Source organism: Mycobacterium sp. NTMscope_MAC_269, assembly GCF_976985695.1.
In genome coordinates this window covers 5,148,571-5,166,307 of sequence record NZ_OZ335668.1, presented here as the reverse complement: position 1 = coordinate 5,166,307, position 17,737 = coordinate 5,148,571, and the positions used below count along the sequence as shown (strand labels likewise).

Annotated in this window: 26 protein-coding genes, 1 pseudogene and 1 other annotated feature; of the genes and pseudogenes, 1 reads left to right on the top strand and 26 read right to left on the bottom strand. The window is 66.5% G+C overall.

The genetic code is table 11. The features are described from left to right. The first annotated feature begins 18 nt into the window (after nt 1–18). On the top strand, nt 19–957 hold the full coding sequence (locus ACZ50Z_RS24590) for an LLM class flavin-dependent oxidoreductase (protein ID WP_464485866.1): 939 nt from the start codon (nt 19–21) through the stop codon (nt 955–957). On the opposite strand, the gene rplO is transcribed toward ACZ50Z_RS24590, so the two are convergent. The 26 genes and pseudogenes from rplO to rplC all read right to left on the bottom strand — a co-directional run bounded on the left by rplO (nt 954) and on the right by rplC (nt 17,725). After that, nucleotides 954–1,397, bottom strand: a complete 444-nt coding sequence (gene rplO, locus ACZ50Z_RS24585; RefSeq protein WP_464485865.1) for a 50S ribosomal protein L15 — start codon at nt 1,395–1,397, stop codon at nt 954–956. The two genes, ACZ50Z_RS24590 and rplO, sit on opposite strands and share 4 nt — an antisense overlap. Then, the gene (gene rpmD / locus ACZ50Z_RS24580; RefSeq protein ID WP_464485864.1) at nt 1,394–1,594 is read right to left on the bottom strand and encodes a 50S ribosomal protein L30; all 201 of its coding nucleotides are present in this window, start codon (nt 1,592–1,594) and stop codon (nt 1,394–1,396) included. Before rpmD ends, rplO begins: the two co-directional genes overlap by 4 nt. Further along, the gene (rpsE, locus tag ACZ50Z_RS24575) at nt 1,591–2,280 is read right to left on the bottom strand and encodes a 30S ribosomal protein S5 (RefSeq protein ID WP_464485863.1); all 690 of its coding nucleotides are present in this window, start codon (nt 2,278–2,280) and stop codon (nt 1,591–1,593) included. Before rpsE ends, rpmD begins: the two co-directional genes overlap by 4 nt. Before the next feature lie 37 nt (nt 2,281–2,317). Next, nucleotides 2,318–2,686, bottom strand: coding sequence for a 50S ribosomal protein L18 (rplR, locus tag ACZ50Z_RS24570; protein WP_464486391.1), 369 nt, complete (start codon nt 2,684–2,686; stop codon nt 2,318–2,320). Between the two features lie 41 nt (nt 2,687–2,727). Next, nucleotides 2,728–3,267, bottom strand: a complete 540-nt coding sequence (rplF, locus tag ACZ50Z_RS24565; protein ID WP_464485862.1) for a 50S ribosomal protein L6 — start codon at nt 3,265–3,267, stop codon at nt 2,728–2,730. Nucleotides 3,268–3,278: 11 nt separating this feature from the next. Further along, a complete protein-coding gene (gene rpsH / locus ACZ50Z_RS24560) occupies nt 3,279–3,677 on the bottom strand; it encodes a 30S ribosomal protein S8 (protein ID WP_007773558.1) in 399 nt (132 codons plus the stop codon). A 20-nt stretch (nt 3,678–3,697) separates the two neighbouring features. Further along, nucleotides 3,698–3,883, bottom strand: a complete 186-nt coding sequence (locus tag ACZ50Z_RS24555; protein WP_007167851.1) for a type Z 30S ribosomal protein S14 — start codon at nt 3,881–3,883, stop codon at nt 3,698–3,700. A 4-nt stretch (nt 3,884–3,887) separates the two neighbouring features. Continuing rightward, nucleotides 3,888–4,451, bottom strand: a complete 564-nt coding sequence (gene rplE / locus ACZ50Z_RS24550) for a 50S ribosomal protein L5 (protein WP_464485861.1) — start codon at nt 4,449–4,451, stop codon at nt 3,888–3,890. Then, entirely contained in the window at nt 4,451–4,768 is a 318-nt protein-coding gene (gene rplX, locus ACZ50Z_RS24545) for a 50S ribosomal protein L24 (protein ID WP_066818226.1), read from the bottom strand. Before rplX ends, rplE begins: the two co-directional genes overlap by 1 nt. After that, complete coding sequence (gene rplN / locus ACZ50Z_RS24540) at nt 4,769–5,137, bottom strand: 50S ribosomal protein L14 (protein WP_003403649.1); 369 nt, start codon at nt 5,135–5,137, stop codon at nt 4,769–4,771. It lies immediately after the preceding gene. Nucleotides 5,138–5,377: 240 nt separating this feature from the next. Further along, nucleotides 5,378–5,539, bottom strand: a complete 162-nt coding sequence (locus ACZ50Z_RS24535) for a hypothetical protein (RefSeq protein WP_464485860.1) — start codon at nt 5,537–5,539, stop codon at nt 5,378–5,380. 81 nt (nt 5,540–5,620) lie between these two features. Further along, nucleotides 5,621–6,861 (bottom strand): IS3 family transposase gene (locus tag ACZ50Z_RS24530; protein ID WP_464482219.1). Its coding sequence is split into 2 segments (ribosomal slippage): nt 5,621–6,576 and nt 6,576–6,861, totalling 1,242 coding nucleotides; the frame shifts between segments, so codons are not numbered across the junction. Next, nucleotides 6,470–6,586, bottom strand: a sequence feature (AL1L pseudoknot). Its footprint overlaps the gene before it by 117 nt. Before the next feature lie 56 nt (nt 6,862–6,917). Next, a pseudogene (locus ACZ50Z_RS24525) lies at nt 6,918–8,192 on the bottom strand (HNH endonuclease signature motif containing protein); the annotation flags it as partial. A 38-nt stretch (nt 8,193–8,230) separates the two neighbouring features. Continuing rightward, nucleotides 8,231–9,121, bottom strand: coding sequence for a formylglycine-generating enzyme family protein (locus tag ACZ50Z_RS24520; RefSeq protein ID WP_464485859.1), 891 nt, complete (start codon nt 9,119–9,121; stop codon nt 8,231–8,233). A gap of 25 nt (nt 9,122–9,146) precedes the next feature. After that, nucleotides 9,147–10,064, bottom strand: a complete 918-nt coding sequence (locus ACZ50Z_RS24515) for a DUF4436 domain-containing protein (protein WP_464485858.1) — start codon at nt 10,062–10,064, stop codon at nt 9,147–9,149. Between the two features lie 11 nt (nt 10,065–10,075). After that, a complete protein-coding gene (locus tag ACZ50Z_RS24510) occupies nt 10,076–12,436 on the bottom strand; it encodes an arylsulfatase (RefSeq protein ID WP_464485857.1) in 2,361 nt (786 codons plus the stop codon). Nucleotides 12,437–12,552: 116 nt separating this feature from the next. After that, entirely contained in the window at nt 12,553–12,909 is a 357-nt protein-coding gene (gene rpsQ / locus ACZ50Z_RS24505) for a 30S ribosomal protein S17 (protein WP_464485856.1), read from the bottom strand. Further along, entirely contained in the window at nt 12,909–13,142 is a 234-nt protein-coding gene (gene rpmC / locus ACZ50Z_RS24500) for a 50S ribosomal protein L29 (RefSeq protein WP_003873510.1), read from the bottom strand. Before rpmC ends, rpsQ begins: the two co-directional genes overlap by 1 nt. Next, nucleotides 13,142–13,558 (bottom strand): 50S ribosomal protein L16, encoded by a 417-nt coding sequence (gene rplP, locus ACZ50Z_RS24495; RefSeq protein ID WP_007773582.1) that lies wholly within the window; start codon nt 13,556–13,558, stop codon nt 13,142–13,144. The genes rpmC and rplP overlap by 1 nt, the downstream gene beginning before the upstream one ends. Before the next feature lie 3 nt (nt 13,559–13,561). Then, nucleotides 13,562–14,389 (bottom strand): 30S ribosomal protein S3, encoded by an 828-nt coding sequence (gene rpsC / locus ACZ50Z_RS24490; protein WP_067166305.1) that lies wholly within the window; start codon nt 14,387–14,389, stop codon nt 13,562–13,564. After that, nucleotides 14,389–14,931 carry a 50S ribosomal protein L22 gene (rplV, locus tag ACZ50Z_RS24485; protein WP_464485855.1) on the bottom strand — a complete coding sequence of 181 codons (543 nt, stop codon included), beginning with the start codon at nt 14,929–14,931 and terminating at the stop codon, nt 14,389–14,391. The genes rpsC and rplV overlap by 1 nt, the downstream gene beginning before the upstream one ends. Next, nucleotides 14,928–15,209: a 30S ribosomal protein S19 gene (gene rpsS, locus ACZ50Z_RS24480; protein ID WP_008260806.1), complete on the bottom strand. Its 282-nt coding sequence runs from the start codon at nt 15,207–15,209 to the stop codon at nt 14,928–14,930. The genes rplV and rpsS overlap by 4 nt, the downstream gene beginning before the upstream one ends. 18 nt (nt 15,210–15,227) lie before the next feature. Further along, a complete protein-coding gene (gene rplB, locus ACZ50Z_RS24475; RefSeq protein ID WP_008260807.1) occupies nt 15,228–16,070 on the bottom strand; it encodes a 50S ribosomal protein L2 in 843 nt (280 codons plus the stop codon). Between the two features lie 28 nt (nt 16,071–16,098). Further along, on the bottom strand, nt 16,099–16,401 hold the full coding sequence (rplW, locus tag ACZ50Z_RS24470) for a 50S ribosomal protein L23 (RefSeq protein WP_003873516.1): 303 nt from the start codon (nt 16,399–16,401) through the stop codon (nt 16,099–16,101). Next, nucleotides 16,401–17,072, bottom strand: coding sequence for a 50S ribosomal protein L4 (gene rplD, locus ACZ50Z_RS24465; RefSeq protein ID WP_464485854.1), 672 nt, complete (start codon nt 17,070–17,072; stop codon nt 16,401–16,403). Before rplD ends, rplW begins: the two co-directional genes overlap by 1 nt. Then, nucleotides 17,072–17,725, bottom strand: a complete 654-nt coding sequence (rplC, locus tag ACZ50Z_RS24460; RefSeq protein WP_225330078.1) for a 50S ribosomal protein L3 — start codon at nt 17,723–17,725, stop codon at nt 17,072–17,074. The genes rplD and rplC overlap by 1 nt, the downstream gene beginning before the upstream one ends. Nucleotides 17,726–17,737: the final 12 nt, after the last annotated feature.

Sequence of the window (17,737 nt, the reverse complement as noted above, 5' to 3'; positions counted from 1 at the left end):
CACTCGTACGGTGGTCCGGTGAGGTTTTCCATCGCCATCCCGCAGTTCGACTACGACGGCGCGGGCGGCGGCTTCGACGCGACGGGGCTGCGGTCCTTTCTCGCCCGCGCCGAGGAACTCGGGTTCGAGGGTGGCTGGGTGCTCGAACAGATCATCGGACCCGCGCCCCTGCTGGCCCCGCTGGAGCTGCTGGCCTTCTGCGCCGCCTGTACCGAACGGCTGCGCCTGGGCGTCGGCGTCCTGGTGACGTCGCTGCACGAGCCGCTTCAGTTGGCGTCGGCGATCACCGCCGTCGACCGGCTCAGCCACGGACGCCTCGACGTCGGCGTCGCCCCCGGTGGCGGTCGACGGAAATTCGCCGCCTTCGGCGTGGACAAGGACACCTTCATCTCGTATTTCACCGAGGGCCTGGAGCTGATGAAGGCCGCCTGGTCCGACGAACCCCGGGTGACGTTTCACGGCCGGTTCCGCGAGGTCGACGACCTGCCCATCGCGCCCAAACCGGTGCAGCGGCCGCACCCGCCGATCTGGTTCGGGGGCCTGGCGCCCAACGCCCTGGCCCGCGCCGTGCGGCACGGCGATTCCTTTCTGGGCGCCGGTTCGTCGGCCACCGAAGCATTCGCCAGGGCCGTCGGCGTCGTGCGTCGCGAGCTCGACGAGCAACACAAGGACCCCGCCGGCTTCACCATCGCCAAACGGGTCTACCTGACGGTTGACGACGACGCCGCCAGGGCCCGCGAACGTGTGCTCGCCGGGCTGGACCGCATCTACGGGCGGATGCCCGGCGTGGCCGACGTGCCGGTATCCGGCACCCCCGACGAGGTGGCCCGGGGGCTGCGCGAGGTCATCGACGCGGGGGCGCAGATGCTGTTACTGAATCCGGTCGGCCTCGGTGTCGAAGAGAACCGTGAGCAGATGGAACGCCTTGCCGCGGAGGTGATTCCGCAGCTGAGCTAGGACAGCTCGGTGGCCGAACCGCCGGCGGCGGAGATCTTCTCGCGTGCGCTGCCGCTGAACTTGTGCGCGGACACCTCGACCTTGACGGTCAGCTTGCCGTCGCCGAGGACCTTGACCAGAGAGTTCTTGCGAACGGCACCCTTGGCCACCAACTCGTCCACACCGATCGAACCACCCTGCGGGAAAAGCCGATTGAGGTCGCCGACGTTGACGATCTCGTACTCGGTGCGGAACCGGTTGCGGAAGCCCTTGAGCTTGGGCAGCCGCATGTGGATCGGCATCTGCCCACCCTCGAAGGTGGCCGGCACGTTCTTGCGCGCCTTGGTGCCCTTGGTGCCGCGGCCGGCGGTCTTGCCCTTGGAGCCTTCACCGCGACCGACGCGGGTACGCGCCGTCTTCGAGCCGCGCGCGGGTTTCAGGTCGTGCAGCTTGATAGTCACTGTGTTGTCCCTTCGGGCGCCGACTCCACCTCGACCAGGTGGCTGACCACCGCGATCAGGCCGCGGGTCTGCGCGTTGTCCTCGCGGATCACCGAGTGGCGGATCCGCCGCAGGCCCAGGGTGCGTAGGGACTCACGCTGCTTCCAGCGGGCCCCGATGGTGCTGCGCACCTGGGTGATCTTCAGTTGACTGCTCATGGTTGGGTCCCCGAAATCTGCGCCTCACGTGCCGCGGCACTGGCCAGCGCGTCGCTTTCGCGGCGCGCCTTGAGCATTCCGGCCGGCGCAACGTCCTCGATGGGCAGCCCGCGACGAGCGGCAACCTCCTCGGGGCGCTGCAGCAGCTTGAGCGCGGCGACGGTCGCGTGCACCACGTTGATGGCGTTGTCACTGCCCAGCGACTTGGCCAGGATGTCGTGCACGCCAGCGCATTCCAGCACCGCGCGGGCCGCGCCACCGGCGATCACACCGGTACCCGGGCTGGCCGGGCGCAGCAGCACCACCCCGGCGGCCGCCTCACCCTGCACCGGGTGCGTGATGGTCCCGCGGATCAGCGGCACCCGGAAGAAGCCCTTGCGGGCCTCCTCGACACCCTTGGCGATGGCCGCGGGGACTTCCTTGGCCTTGCCGTAGCCGACGCCGACCATGCCGTTGCCGTCACCGACAATCACCAGCGCGGTGAAGCTGAATCGCCGACCACCCTTGACCACCTTCGAGACGCGGTTGATGGCGACAACCCGCTCCAGGTAGTTGCTCTTGTCGCCGTCGCGGTCCCGGTCACGACCGCCACGTCCGCCACCGTCGCGCCGACCGCGGCTGTCGCGGTCACCGCGCGAGTCACGGCTGTCGCCGGCGCCTTGTCCGCCGGCCGGCTGCTCCGCCATTATGCGGTCCTTCCAGTCGTGTACACGTTCTCAATCATCAGAATTGCAATCCGTTCTCGCGTGCGGCATCGGCCAGCGCCGCGATCCGTCCGCCGTAGGTGTATCCGCCACGGTCGAAGACCACGCTGTCGATGCCGGCGGCCTTGGCGCGCTCGGCGATCAGCTGGCCCACCCGCACGCTGCGGGCTTTCTTGTCCCCCTGCAGGCTGCGCACGTCGTCCTCGATCGACGACGCGGCGGCCACCGTGGTGCCGTTCTCGTCGTTGACCAGTTGCACGTGAATGTGTCGCGACGACCGGTTGACCACCAGCCGCGGACGCTGCGAGGTACCTTCGATCTTCTTGCGCAGCCGGGCGTGCCTGCGCAGCCGAGAGACGCGCCGAGTCGCGGATACGCTCTGCCCCACCGGCTTTCGCGCGGCGGTGCCAGCTTGTGATTGCGCCATGATTACTTACCTGTCTTTCCGACCTTGCGGCGGATCTGCTCGCCCTCGTAGCGCACGCCCTTGCCCTTGTACGGGTCGGGGCGACGCAGACGGCGGATGTTCGCCGAGATCTGGCCGACCTTCTGCTTGTCGATCCCGGTGATGGTGAACTTGGTCGGCGACTGCACGGCGAACGTGATGCCGTCCGGCGCCTCGATCACCACGGGGTGGCTGTAGCCCAGCGCGAACTCGAGGTTGGAGCCCTTGAGCTGCACGCGGTAACCGACGCCGAAGATCTCCATCTTGGTGGTGTAGCCCTCGGTCACACCGGTGACCAGGTTGGACACCAGGGTGCGCGACAGCCCGTGTAGCGAGCGGTTGCGCCGCTCGTCGTTGGGGCGGGTGACCACGATCGCGCCGTCGTCGTTGCGCGCCACGGTGATCGGCTCGGCCACGGTCAGGTCCAGGGACCCCTTGGGGCCCTTCACCGAGACCTTCTGACCGTCGATCGTTACGTCGACTCCGGCGGGAATCGGAACCGGCTGCTTACCAATACGCGACATCTTCTACCTCCTCACCACACGTACGCGAGGACTTCGCCGCCCACGCCCTGTCGGGCTGCCTGGCGGTCGGTCAGCAGGCCCGAGGAGGTGGAGATGATCGCCACACCCAGGCCGCCGAGCACGCGCGGCAGATTGGTGGATTTCGCGTACACCCGCAAACCGGGCTTGGACACGCGCCGCAAGCCGGCGATGCTGCGCTCCCGGCTCGGCCCGTACTTGAGCTGAACGATCAGCGACTTGCCGACCCGAGCATCCTCGGTGCGGTAGTCGGTGATGTAACCCTCGCTCTTGAGGATCTGGGCGATGTTTGCCTTGAGCTTCGAGTGCGGCAACGTCACCTCGTCGTGATACGCCGAATTGGCGTTGCGCAGACGTGTCAAGAAGTCCGCGATCGGGTCGGTCATAGTCATGGTTTAGCCCCTGTGTCCCGTCACCAGCTGCTCTTCTGCACGCCGGGCAGCTCGCCCGCATGCGCCATCTCGCGCAGGCAGATGCGGCAGAGCCCGAATTTGCGGAAGACCGCGCGCGGCCGGCCGCACCTGTTGCAGCGCGTGTAGCCGCGCACCGCGAACTTCGGCTTGCGTGCGGCCTTGTTGACCAGTGCCTTCTTTGCCATTTACTCAGTTCTCCTTGAAGGGAAAGCCGAGGGCCCGCAGCAGCGCTCGTCCTTCTTCGTCAGTCGTCGCCGAGGTGACGACGTTGATGTCCATGCCGCGGACCCGGTCGATCTTGTCCACGTCGATCTCGTGGAACACCGACTGCTCGGCCAGCCCGAAGGTGTAGTTGCCGACGCCGTCGAACTGCTTGGGCGAAAGGCCGCGGAAGTCGCGGATACGGGGCAGCGCGATCGAGGTGAGGCGGTCGAGGAACTCCCACATCCGGTCCCCGCGCAGGGTGACCCGCGCGCCGATCGGCATACCCTCACGCAGTTTGAACTGCGCGATGGATTTGCGTGCGCGACGAATCTCGGGCCGTTGCCCGGTGATCAGCGCCAGATCGCTGACGGCGCCGTTGATCAACTTCGCGTCCCGCGCCGCGTCACCGACACCCATGTTGACGACGACCTTGGTCACCGTCGGGATCTGCATGACGTTGCCGTAGCCGAACTCCTTGTGCAGCGCATCGCGAATCTCGCTGCGGTAGCGCTCTTTCAGGCGCGGCTGCACTTTTTCTGCAGTAGTCATCAGATGTCCTTGCCGTTGCGCTTGGAGATACGGACTCGCTTGCCGGTCTCCTCATCGACCCGGTAGCCGACACGGGTCGGCTTGCCGTCCGAGTCGACCACCATCACGTTGGAGGCGTCGATCGGGGCTTCCTGGGTGACGATTCCACCCGACTGGGCGCCGCGCTGGTTGGTCGAAACCGCGGTGTGCTTCTTGATCGCGTTGACGCCCTCGACCAGCACCCGGTTGCGCTCAGGGTAGACCTTGAGCACCTTGCCTTTGGCGCCCTTGTCCTTACCGGCGATCACCAGGACGGTGTCGTCCTTTTTGACCTTCATCTACAAAACCTCCGGAGCCAGCGAGATGATCTTCATGAACCGCTTCTCGCGCAGTTCGCGGCCGACGGGCCCGAAGATGCGCGTCCCGCGTGGGTCGTTGTCGGGCTTGATGATCACCGCGGCGTTCTCGTCGAATTTGATGTAGCTGCCGTCGGGTCGCCTGCGCTCCTTGACCGTGCGCACCACGACCGCCTTGACGACATCCCCACGCTTGACGTTGCCACCGGGAATGGCGTCCTTGACGGTGGCGACGATGACATCGCCGATGCCGGCGTAGCGTCGCGACGAACCGCCGAGCACGCGGATGCACAAGATCTCCTTGGCGCCGGTGTTGTCGGCGACCTTCAGCCGCGATTCCTGCTGAATCACTCGATCTCCTGACCTGGTTGCGTGTGCACGGCAGCAGATCCCACCTGAGTGAGCATTCGGCGGGCATGGCCCGCCAAAAACCTGACGTGCGCGGTCTTGTTAAGCGGTTTGTCACCGAAAGGCACGCAGGGCCGATTCGCACCGGCCGAGGTCTGCCCAAGGCAACCCCTAGAGTCTAGGGGACGACCAGCTCAGAGCCAAATTCCGCTTGGACGGCTTCCAGATGGGGAGATTCTGCACCTAAAAGGGGGGCGGATCGTCGTCGGGGCCGTAGGTGGCGGGCCAGGAGTTGCTAACCGATGGTGCACGCCGGGCCAGCCGGGCGTCGCGGTTGTGTTTGCGTTCGGTGGCGATGCGGGTGGCGCGGTCGTGGGCGCGGGTGCGGCGGCGTTGGGGCATCATCGCGGTGCGCTCCCCACACCTCTCGGCGGCCGCGGGCGCAACAACCTCGCGGGTGGGTGTGAAGTACCCCAGGTTTTGTTCCTAGTCGGTTGCGAGGGCCGGGGTCGGCTGGCTCGCGGGGTGTGAGGTGCCGGTCAGGGCGGCCTCGTACTCGGCTGGGGTTTGATAGCCGAGGGCTTCGTGCAGGCGTTCCTGGTTGTACCAGGCCACCCATTCGGCTGTTGCCAGTTCGACGTCGTCGATGCAGCGCCAGGGTTTAGCGCGGTTGATCAGCTCGGTCTTGTAAGCGGCATTGACCGCCTCGGCGAGGGCATTGTCATAACTATCGCCACGCGAGCCCACCGAGGGGGCGATCCCGAGCTCGATCAGGCGGTCGGTATAGGTCACCGATAGGTACTGCGATCCGCGGTCGGAATGATGCACCAACTCAGATAGAGTCGAGTTAGACTGCCACACAGCATGATTGAATGCCTGTAGCGGAAGGTCCTCGGTGCGCATGGTTGCCGAGACCGCCCAACCGACGATCTTTTTCGTGGCGGCATCGGTGACGAACGCGGTGTAGCAGAATCCCTGCCAAGTCCGCACGAAGGTGATATCGGCGACCCACAACCGGTTTGGTGCCGGCGCCCGGAACTGCCGGTTGACCAAGTCGGCGGGTCGCGCTGAGGCGGGATCGGTGACGGTGGTGAATACCGGCTTGCCGCGCTGCACCCCGCGCAGCCCAGCTTTGCGCATCAACCTGCGAGTTTGTTCTCTACCTAGTGTCCAGCCACGCCGGGTCATGGCCTGATGCATCTTCTTGACGCCATAGACCGAGTAATTCTGCTGGTGCACCGCCTGCAGGTCGGCGATCAGTTGCTCATCGCGAATCTCACGATCTGAGGGCGGCCGGGTCAACGCTGCGCGATACCCCCGTGAGGTGAAAAATCCCGGGATTGGCGCCCGCAAGACACGGCAGATGAGCTCGACCCCGAACTGATCGCGATGCGCGTCGATGAAGGCGATCATTTCGGTGCGGGGCGGTCGAGCTCCGCTGCGAAAAACGCGGATGCAGACTTCAAAATCTCATTGGCCCTACGCAATTCGAGATTCTCTCGCCTAAGGCGGCGTATCTCGGCGTGCTCAGAACTGGTCGTGCCGGGACGCTCCCCGGTATCGACCTGCGCTTTGCGCCGCCATCGACGCACCGACTCCTGCGCAATACCGAGTTTGCTGGCCACCGACCTGATGGCCTCAAACTCCGATATATCCGAGGTTTCCAACATGGTGTCCAACAACCGCAACGCACGAGAGCGAAACTCCGGCGGATACTGACGGGGCATAGCTTCCAATCCTCCTATAAGGATCGGAACAAAACCTGGGGTACTTCAGTGCGCTCTAGGCTGGGGAACAGCAGGGCGCTGCCCGGGAAGGTGACGTAGGTGCGCGCGGCCGGGGAGGTCCAGATCAGGGTGCCATCGGGTAGCTGCTTTTCCTTCCAGCCCCAGAAGGTTTTCACCAAATGATGCGTGCGGCATAAGCATTTGAGGTTCGAGGCCTGGGTGGGCCCACCGGCGGCATACGGGATCGTATGGTCCACATCGCAGTCGGTGGCCGGTCGATCACACCCGGGCCAGCGACACGTCAGATCCCGACAGCGTATGAAATCGGCCAGCGCCCTCGAGGGCACATACCCGGGCTCGGCGGGGGCATCACCGGGATGGGTCAGCGCCACCAGGCGCGCCGAGGCGGCCAACTCGGCGATGAGTTCGGGTGGGATCAACCCCTCAGCGCCGATCTCGTAGCCGTGGGTCGAACCGGTGCCATCGAGGCCGGTCTGGCCGGCGATCACATGCATCACCACCGGCCCCGCCGCCCTACCCCCGGCCGCACAATCGGCGCGCCCACACCGACACCCGAGGCGGTCAGCACCGGCAGCCAACACCCCCAACGCATCAGCGCGGCGCTGCTCACGGGTGCGCGGGTCGTGCGCACACACCGTGGCCGCCAACGCATCCAACCGCCGATCCAGCGCGTGGGCATCCGGGCCGGCCAGCGTGCCCTCCAAATGCGATAACCCCTCACCCATGTCGGCGAACCACACCTCCCGACCGGCGATGCGCTCGGTGCGACGGCGCACCGCATCGGCGTCGGCTTTGGCGACCACCTTGTCGACCTGGGCGGCCAGCCGGGTCTGACTCAACGACGGCCACCGGCCCACCGAGGCCGCCAACTGCGCATCCACCGCCGCCAACACCTGCAGGTCCTCGATCAAATCCGTGCGGAACACGATCGTCTGAAACACCCGCAAGTCGATATCCCCGGCGCCAAACACCGCCCCCACCTTCGGGAGCCGCTCCCGCAAAGCGCGGGCATACCGCACCCGACTCGCCGCCAACCCTGGGCCGATCCGCAACTGGGCAGCCACCTCCGCAGCCACCGCCGCCTCGGTATCGACCGCCCACGCCTCGGTCTCAGCACACCGCGACAACCGATAGGCAAACAACTCCCCGATCGCCACCAACTGCGCCGCCGCCGCCCGATTCTCCACCCGCCCCACCACACCGATGCAGTCCAGCAGCGCCGCCGACTCCAGCGTCGCCGACGGGTGACAACGCTCGACGAGCTCCTCCAGCGCCGCGATCCCCGCAAGCCGCCCCGCTTCATCGAACATACGTTCGACAATGCCACAGGGGTACGACAATCCCAGGGCTAGCGCGACCGCGGATCCGCCACGCAGCGAAACCCGATGTGGGTGGTCGCGGTGTCCTGCGACTGCGGGGAGCGCGCCGCCGGCCGGTAGCGGTGGCAGTACTCCGGTGCGCACAGGTGGCTGCCGCCCTTCAACGTCTGGCTGACGGATGGATCGGCGGGGCCCGACGGGGTGCAGCAGGCCTTGGGCGGCGAATCGAGCCGGTGATGCGGGGAGAACTCGGTGGCGGTCCACTCCCAGACGTTGCCGATCATGTCGACGAGGCCGAACGCGTTGGGCGCAAACGTGCCGACCGGCGAGGTTCCCACCCAGCCGAGCGCCCCGTCATTGCGGTAGGGGAAGCTGCCCTGCCAGGTGTTGGCCATCAGCCGGCCATCGTTGGTGGCCTCTTCTCCCCACGAATAGGTCGTGGTGCTTCCGGCACGGGCCGCGTACTCCCACTCGGCCTCGGTCGGCAGCCGGCGCCCCGCCCAGCGCGCGTAGGCCGCGGCGTCGGGATAGGCGACCTGCACCACCGGATGGTCGCCACGGTCGGCGACGTCGCTGTCGGGCCCGAACGGATGACGCCAGTTCGCGTCCGGTACCCACTGCCACCACTGCCGCCAGTCCCTCAGGTCCACCGGCCCCGGCGTCGGCCGGAAAACCATTGCGCCCGGGCACAGATCGTCGGGATCCGCACCGGGGTACAGCGCCGGGTCGATCGGTTGCTCGGCGACCGTCACATACCCGGTGGCGGCGACGAATTCGGCAAATTGCGCATTGGTCACCGGGTGCCGTTCCACCGCAAGGGGACCCACCGTCACCGTATGGATCGGCGCCTCTTCGGGGTAGAAGCTGGTCGAGCCCATACGGAATTGCCCGCCGGGTAGGTCAACCAGTTCGCTGCGCACGGGTCCAGGGTATGACGACCCCGGTTCAGACCTTGGTAGGCGTTTTTCGATCGCGCTGACGCCACCAGCCGACCAGGAACAGGGTGAGCGCGACCACCAGCCCGATCAGGACCCACAGCACGATGGCCTGGTCGACCCACGAGCCGTACGGCGGACTGCCCGGCAGGATGTTGCGCAGCGGGACGATGGCGAACAGCATTGCGCCGTACCAGGTGGTGAGCGGCGGCAAGAACGAGGTCCTGCCCAACGCCACCGGAATGGCCACCCACAACGCCAAGACGGGCAGCGAGATCAACACCAGGCAGATGCCGACGTCGAAGATCAGCTGACCCTTGGCCCGGTGCAGCGTAATGATCAAGTCGTCCTTGACATCTGGGCTGGCGTCCGCGGCGTCGTGCACGCGGGTGACGGTGGCATCCCAGCCGTCCAGCCGTCCGGTGGCTTCGACGCGGGCGGCCGTTTTCTCCCGGTGGGACCCGGATCCGGTGAAGACGTCGGCCGAGATCACCCCGGTCTCGTACGAATCGAACGGCCAGTTGGCGGGATCACCATGTGCCTCGATGGTCGTACTCACTTGCGCCGGCGCCTTTCCCACCGGGTACTGCAGGTCCCCCAGGTCGTTGTCCGGGTACAGGCGCACCGCGGCATCGGTGGTCAGCACGCCAAAGTTCTTGTCGTACAACGTATCTTTGGGATAGACGAGCACGTTGACCGTCAGCCTGTTGGCGACGGTATCGAGCTTCTCGAGGCGGACCTGCACGACGCTGTCCTCGGCCTCGAACTTGCTCAGGTCCACCGCGGGCAGCGCGGGCGCCGATTTGGCCAACAGGTGCACCGCGATCAACGACAGCACGTAGATCACGACGAGGAAGGCGACCACGCCGAAAGCGATCGCCGCTTGCCGTCCGCGTGCACCGGCCGGCGCCGTGGGACCGGTGGTCATTGGGGCACCCATCAGTCCCTCGAAAAGGCAAGTGCGATCTCGGTTTCCACGTCCCGGTAGGGCCGCCCGGACAGGTCGACGGCGACCTGGGCGATGGTTCCGCCGGTGAACGTGAAAGGCGCCTTGTAGCGGCTCGACACACCGGATCCGCCGTTGCGCCCGACCGTGATGCCGGCGCCTGCCAGTCCGAAGGTGCCCGGGTGGGTGGTCACCGCGGCCAGCGTGCCGACGACCTCGTCGTCGATGAACAGCGTCAGGTCACCCAGCGGCGTATGGCTGTTTTCGACCGTGCCCGTCCGCGAATAGCTGGCGCCGAACAGGTGCCTGCCCAACGGGACGGGCCGCGACGAGGAGACCTCCTGCTGGCCCTCGCCGAGGAAGTTGTACACGTAATGCAGCCGGCCATCCTGGATGAACAGGACGTGCCCGCCGTGCGCGCCGCCCTGCTTGAACACCACGCCCTCGGCGCCGGTGGTGTCAATGGTGACGTCGGCCAGCACCGAGTACGACCGGCCGCGGATTTCGGCGGCCGCGCCGATGCCGACATCCGCGCAATCGGGATAGTAGATGTAGCTGGTCCGATCGCCGGCCAGATACGGCCGTGGCCGCCCCAGCGTCTCCATCATGTTCAGGTCCGACAGCGGCAGCCCGTTGTACTTGGCGGCCTCCGAGAACCACAGCGCCTTGAGTTCCTCGAGCTTCTCCCGGTTTTCGGCCGCCAGATCGTGGCACTGGCTGCGGTCTGCCTCGATGTGGAACAGTTCCCAGCGATCGGCGTCGAAATGCGACCAGCCGGCCGGCGTGGCCGCGTGCACGGTGTTGGCGAACCAGCCCTCATGCCAGATCCCGCGGGTGCCCAGCATGGTGTAGAACTGGGTGCTTTTGCCGGTGTCGGCACCCGGATCAGCAAGTGCCGCTTTGAAACTCACGCCATCCAGTGGCTTCTGGGCGACCCCCTTGACGGTTTCTGGCGGCGCCATGCCCAGCAGGTCGTAGATGGTCGGGGTGATGTCGCAGACGTTGACGTAGGTGTCGCGGACCTCGCCGTGCGCGGCAATCCCGTTGGGCCAGGAGATGATTGCGGTGTCGGCGATCCCGCCCTCGTGGGAGGCGTAGCGCTTGTAGAGCTTGTAGGGCGTGTTGAACGCCATCGCCCACCCGATCGGGTAGTGGTTGTAGGTCTGCGGGCCGCCGAGATGCTCGAAGAGCTTCATGCTTTCTTCGACCGTGTCGATGTAGCCGTTGAAGAACTTGCCCTCGTTGACCGATCCGTTCGGGCCGCCCTCGCCGCTGGCGCCGTTGTCGGAGATCACCACGATGATGGTGTTGTCGAGCTGACCCGATTCCTCGAGATAGTCCAGGATCCGGCCGATCTGGGCGTCGGTATAGCTCAGGAACCCGGCGAACACCTCGGCCATCCGGGAAAACAGCTTCTTCTCGTCGTCGCTCAACGAGTCCCACGGGCGCACCGTGTCCTGCAGCGGCCAGTCCTGGCCGTCGGGCCCCTTCACGTCCAGATAAGGGTTGACCGGCGACAGTTCGGTGTCCGGCGGCACGATTCCCATCGACTTCTGCTTTTCCAGCACGACCTCGCGGTAGCGCTCGTAGCCCATGTCGAAGCGGCCGGCGTAGCGGTCGGCCCATTCTTTGAAGACGTGATGCGGCGCGTGCCCGGCGCCGGGGCACACGTAGGAGAACCAAGGCTTCTCGGGCGCAATCACTTTCGCGTCGCGGATGAATTCGATCGTCTTGTCGGCGAGGTCCTTCGAGAGGTGGTAGCCGTCCTCCGGGGTCGCCGGCGGGCTCACCGGGTGGTTGTCGTAGACCAGATCGGGATACCACTGGTCGGTCTCCCCGCCCAGGAAACCGTAGAAGCGTTCGAAGCCGCGCGAGACCGGCCAGTGCCGCTTGGTCGACGCCAGGTTCGATTCCTCCAGGGGCGTCAGGTGCCACTTGCCCACGCAGTAGGTGTTGTACCCCTGTTCGGCGAGGGCCTCGGACAGCAGCGCGGTGTCGAACGGGATGCGGCCGTTGGCGTTGGGGAAGCCCTCGGTGAACTCTTCGATGGTGGCCATGCCCACGGTGGTGGCGTTGCGCCCGGTGAGCAGCGACGCCCGGGTCGGCGAACACAGCGCGGTGGTGTGGAACTGCGAAAGCCGGACGCCGCGCTCGGCGATGCGCGACATGGCGGGCATCTCGACCAGGCCGCCGAAGCAGTCCCAGGTTGCGATGCCCGTGTCATCCCACACCAAATACAGCACGTTCGGTGCGTTCTGCGGCGCGGTCGGCGCGGTGTAGGGTCCCCAATCCGGTTCGGAATCCCGGATATCGAGCGCGATCTTGCCCTGAAAGTGTCGCGAGTCAGTGGACATGCGCCGAGCGTAACGTGACCGCGAATTTTCCGATCTTTTTTCGCAGCGGCGTTACATTCGGCAAAGCGAAACGCCCGAGACGATACGTCTCGGGCGTTTCGCTGTCGCTCGAGGGCTTACTTCGCCTTTTCCAAGATTTCGACGAGCCGCCAGCGCTTGGTCGCCGACGTCGGGCGCGTCTCCATCAGCGAGACGCGGTCGCCGATCCCGGCGGCGCTGTTCTCGTCGTGCGCCTTGACCTTCGTGGTGGTCCGGATGATCTTGCCGTACAGCGGGTGACGCACGCGGTCTTCCAGTTCGACCACGATGGTCTTCTGCATCTTGTCACTCACCACGTAACCGATGCGCATCTTGCGCCGCCCGCGGACCTTCGGGTTCGCCGGAGTGTGCTGGGGGCCTTTGGGATTCCCGTCCTTCGACGCGGCTTGGGCTGCGGCGGCCTTCTTGGGGGCGGCCTTCTTGGCTTCTGCCATCACGATTCCTTACCATCGGGCCCGGAAGCCAGGCCCAGTTCTCGTTCGCGCAGCACGGTGTAGACGCGCGCGATCTCCTGACGCACGGTGCGGAGCCGGCGGTTGTTGGTGAGCTGGCCGGTCGCCATCTGAAAGCGCAGGTTGAACAGCTCTTCCTTGGACTCGCGCAACCGCTCGGTGAGCTCGTCGTCGGTGAGCTCGCGCAGTTCGCCCGGCGAAATTCCCACTGCCATCAGAACTGATCCTCTCGAGTCACGATGCGCGCCTTGATCGGCAACTTGTGGATCGCGCGGGTGAGCGCCGCGCGGGCGGTCTGCTCGTTGGGGTAGCTGAGCTCGAACAGCACCCGGCCCGGCTTGACGTTGACCACCCACCACTCCGGCGAACCCTTACCCGAACCCATCCGGGTTTCCGCGGGCTTCTTGGTCAGCGGGCGGTCGGGGAACACGTTGATCCACACCTTGCCGCCACGCTTGATGTGCCGGTTGATGGCGATACGAGCGGACTCGATCTGCCGGTTGGTGACGTAGGCGTGCTCCAGAGCCTGGATGCCGTAGTCACCGAAATTCACCGCCGTGCCGCCGCTGGCGATGCCGCGCTGGCGGGGGTGGTGCTGCTTGCGGTGTTTAACTCTGCGTGGAATCAACATGATTCAGCTCTCCGTGCTTTGCGGTTCTGCAGCGGGTGCGGCGGCGCTCGCAGCGCCCTCTTCGGCGCTGGCGGCCCGGCCGGCCTCGGTGCTGGTGGCCGTCGTGCCCGACGCGCCACTGCGGCGCGGGCGGGTGCCCGACGGACGCTCGCGGCGGGAACGCTCGGCACCCGCGGGAGCGGCGGCGGCCAATTCGCGCTTGCCGCCGACGATGTCGCCCTTGTAGATCCACACCTTCACGCCGATCCGGCCGAAGGTGGTCTTGGCCTCGTACAGGCCGTAGTCGATGTCGGCGCGCAGCGTGTGCAGCGGCACCCGGCCCTCGCGGTAGAACTCCGAGCGGCTCATCTCGGCGCCGCCGAGGCGGCCGGAGCACTGCACCCGGATGCCCTTGACGTTGGGCTGCCGCATCGCCGACTGGATGGCCTTGCGCATCGCCCGGCGGAACGCGACCCGGTTGCTCAGCTGCTCGGCGACGCCTTGGGCCACCAATTGTGCTTGCGACTCAGGGTTTCTGACCTCGAGGATGTTGAGCTGCACCTGCTTGCCGGTCAGCTTCTCCAGGTCGGCGCGGATCCGGTCGGCCTCGGTGCCGCGACGGCCGATGACGATGCCCGGACGCGCGGTGTGGATGTCCACCCGGACGCGGTCGCGGGTGCGCTCGATCTCCACGTCGGCGATCCCGGCCCGCTCCAGGCCGGTCGACAGCAGCCGCCGGATCGCGACGTCTTCCTTGACGTAGTCCGAGTACTGCTTGTCGGCGTACCAGCGTGACTTCCAGTCGGTCGTGATGCCCAGCCGGAAGCCGTGCGGATTGATCTTCTGGCCCACTAGTCTGAGCCTCCCTTCGCGTCAGAAGTCTCAGACGTCTTGGCTTCGGCTTTCGGTGCGGCCTTCTTCGCGGGCGCTTTCGTCGCGGCCTTCTTGGCGGGCGCCTTGGTGGCCGGCGCCTTCTTGGCGGCGGCCTTGCTGGCCTCGGCGCGACGGGCCCGGGTCGACTTCGCCGACCGCTGGTCCTTCGCCGGGCGGCTCTCCACCACGACCGTGATGTGGCTGGTGCGCTTGCGAATCCGGAACGCGCGGCCCTGGGCCCGCGGGCGGATGCGCTTGGCGGTCGGGCCCTCGTCGGCGTAGACGGTGGCGACCACCAGGGTCGCCGGGTCCAGCCCGTTGTTGTTCTGCGCGTTGGCCGCGGCGCTGGCGATCACCTTGGCCACCGGCTCGCTGGCGGCCTGCGGCGCCCAGCGCAAGATGTCGAGCGCGTCGGCCACCGAGCGGCCGCGCACCAGGTCGATCACCCGTCGCGCCTTTCTCGGCGACACCCGCACGAAGCGTGCTTTGGCCACCGCCGAGGGAAATTCAGTCGTGGTCATCGCCGTTTGGCCTTCCGGTCGTCCTTGATGTGTCCCTTGAAGGTGCGGGTGGGCGCGAACTCACCAAGCTTGTGGCCGACCATCGACTCGGTGACGAACACCGGGACGTGCTTGCGTCCGTCGTGGACCGCGAAGGTGTGGCCGATGAAGTCAGGAATGATCGTCGAACGCCGCGACCATGTCTTGATCACCTGTTTGGTGTTCTTCTCGTTCTGCGTGTCCACCTTCTTGAGCAGGTGGCCGTCGACGAACGGGCCCTTCTTCAGGCTGCGTGGCATGTGCTACTCCTGACTTCCCTAGCGCCCGTGCTTCTTGCCGGTGCGCCGGCGTCGGACAATGAGCTTGTTGCTGGCCTTGTTGGGATGGCGGGTGCGGCCCTCGGGCTTGCCCCACGGGCTGACCGGGTGGCGACCACCGGAGGTCTTGCCCTCACCACCACCGTGCGGGTGGTCCACCGGGTTCATGACCACACCACGGACCGAAGGGCGCTTGCCCTTCCACCGCATGCGGCCGGCCTTGCCCCAGTTGATGTTCGCCTGCTCGGCGTTGCCCACCTCGCCGACGGTGGCGCGGCAGCGCACGTCGACGCGACGAATCTCACCGCTGGGCATACGCAGCGACGCGTAGGTGCCCTCCTTGCCGAGCAACTGGATGCTCGCCCCGGCCGACCGCGCCAGCTTGGCGCCACCACCCGGCCGCAGTTCCACGGCGTGGATCACGGTACCGGCCGGGATGTTGCGCAACGGTAGGTTGTTGCCCGGCTTGATGTCCGCGTTCGGACCCGTCTCCACCACGTCACCCTGCGAAAGTCCTTGCGGCGCAATGATGTAACGCTTCTCCCCGTCCAGGAAGTGCAGCAACGCGATGTTGGCGGTCCGGTTGGGGTCGTATTCGATGTGCGCGACCTTGGCGTTCACGCCGTCCTTGTCGTTGCGACGGAAGTCGATCACCCGGTAGGCGCGCTTGTGGCCACCACCCTTGTGGCGGGTGGTGATGCGGCCGTGCGCGTTACGCCCGCCGTGACCGTGCAGCGGCCGGACCAACGACTTCTCCGGAGTGGAACGCGTGACCTCGGAGAAATCGGACACGCTTGCGCCGCGACGGCCGGGGCTCGTCGGCTTGTACTTACGAATTGCCATGTCTAATCAGGTCTTCCTCTCGCGGCGGCTAGGCCGGTGCCCCGAACAGATCGATCGGCTTGCTACCCGGCGCCAGCGTGACGATGGCCCGCTTGGTGCTCTTGCGCTTGCCGAACCCGGTCCTGGTGCGCTTCCGCTTACCCTGCCGGTTCGCGGTGTTCACCGATGCGACCTTGACGGAGAAGATCTTCTCGATGGCGATCTTGATCTGCGTCTTGTTCGAATCGGGGTGCACCACGAACGTGTACACGTTGTCATCGAGGAGCGAATAGGACTTCTCCGAGATGACCGGAGCCAGAATGATGTCGCGGGGGTCAGTAACGGTCGCCATCAGGCCGAAACCTCCTCGGGAGTACCGGTGTTGGCGCTGATGTAAGCGTTGAGCGCCTCCACACTGAACACCACGTCGTCGGAGCGCAGCACGTCGTAGGTGTTGAGCTGGCCGGGAGTCAGGATGTGCACACCGGGCAGGTTGCGCACGCTCTTGGCGCCGGCTTCGTCGCTGCGTCCGATCACGACCAGCACCTGCTTGCGGTCGGTCAGCGTGCCCAAAAACGCCTTGGCGCTCTTGGTCGACGGCGTCTGCCCGGCGACGATTTCGGTGACCGCGTGGATGCGCCCGTTGCGCGCCCGGTCGGACAGTGCACCGCGCAATGCCGCGGCGATCATCTTCTTGGGCGTGCGCTGGCTGTAGTCACGCGGCTTGGGGCCGTGCACGACGCCACCACCGGTGAACTGCGGGGCCCGCGTGGAACCCTGCCGGGCGCGGCCGGTTCCCTTCTGCCGGTAGGGCTTACGGCCACCACCGCTGACATCGCCGCGCGTCTTGGTCGAGTGCGTGCCCTGGCGCGCCGCCGCGCGCTGCGCGGTGACGACCTGGTGCATCAGCGCGATATTGGCCGGGGCATCGAACAATTCGGCCGGCAACTCGATCGAGCCGTCGACCTTGCCGGCCGGCGTCTTGACGTCGATCTTGAGTGTCTTAGAACCTTGTGCTGCCATCACTTCTCACCTCGTTTGACCGCGCTGCGGACCACCACGAGTCCACCGGTGCGGCCGGGGACCGCACCCTTGATCAGCAGCACGCCGTTCTCGGTATCGACCTTGTGCACCAACAGGTTTTGGACGGTCACCCGGTCGTTACCCATCCGGCCCGCCATCCGGGTGCCCTTGAACACGCGGGCGGGGGTGGCGCAACCACCGATGGAACCCGGGCGACGGTGCACCGCCTGGGCACCGTGGCTCGCGCCCTGACCACGGAAGCCGTGGCGCTTCATGGTGCCGGCGAAGCCCTTCCCCTTGGAGGTTCCGGTCACGTCGACGTAGCTGCCGTCGGAGAAAATCTCGGCCGTCAGCTCCTGGCCGACCTGGTATTCGGCCGCGGCGTCCGGGTTGTCCAGCCGCAGCTCGGCCAGAAACCGGCGCGGGTTGACGCCCGCGGCCGCGTACTGACCGGTCACCGGCTTGTTGACCTTGCGCGGACTGATCTCGCCGTACGCCAGCTGAACGGCGCTGTAGCCGTCCTGCTCCGGCGTGCGGATGCGGGTCACCACGTTCGGCCCGGCCTTGACGACCGTCACCGGCACAATCCTGTTGTTCTCGTCGAATACCTGCGTCATGCCCAGCTTGGTACCGAGAATGCCCTTACGCGCCATTGCTCTGTAACT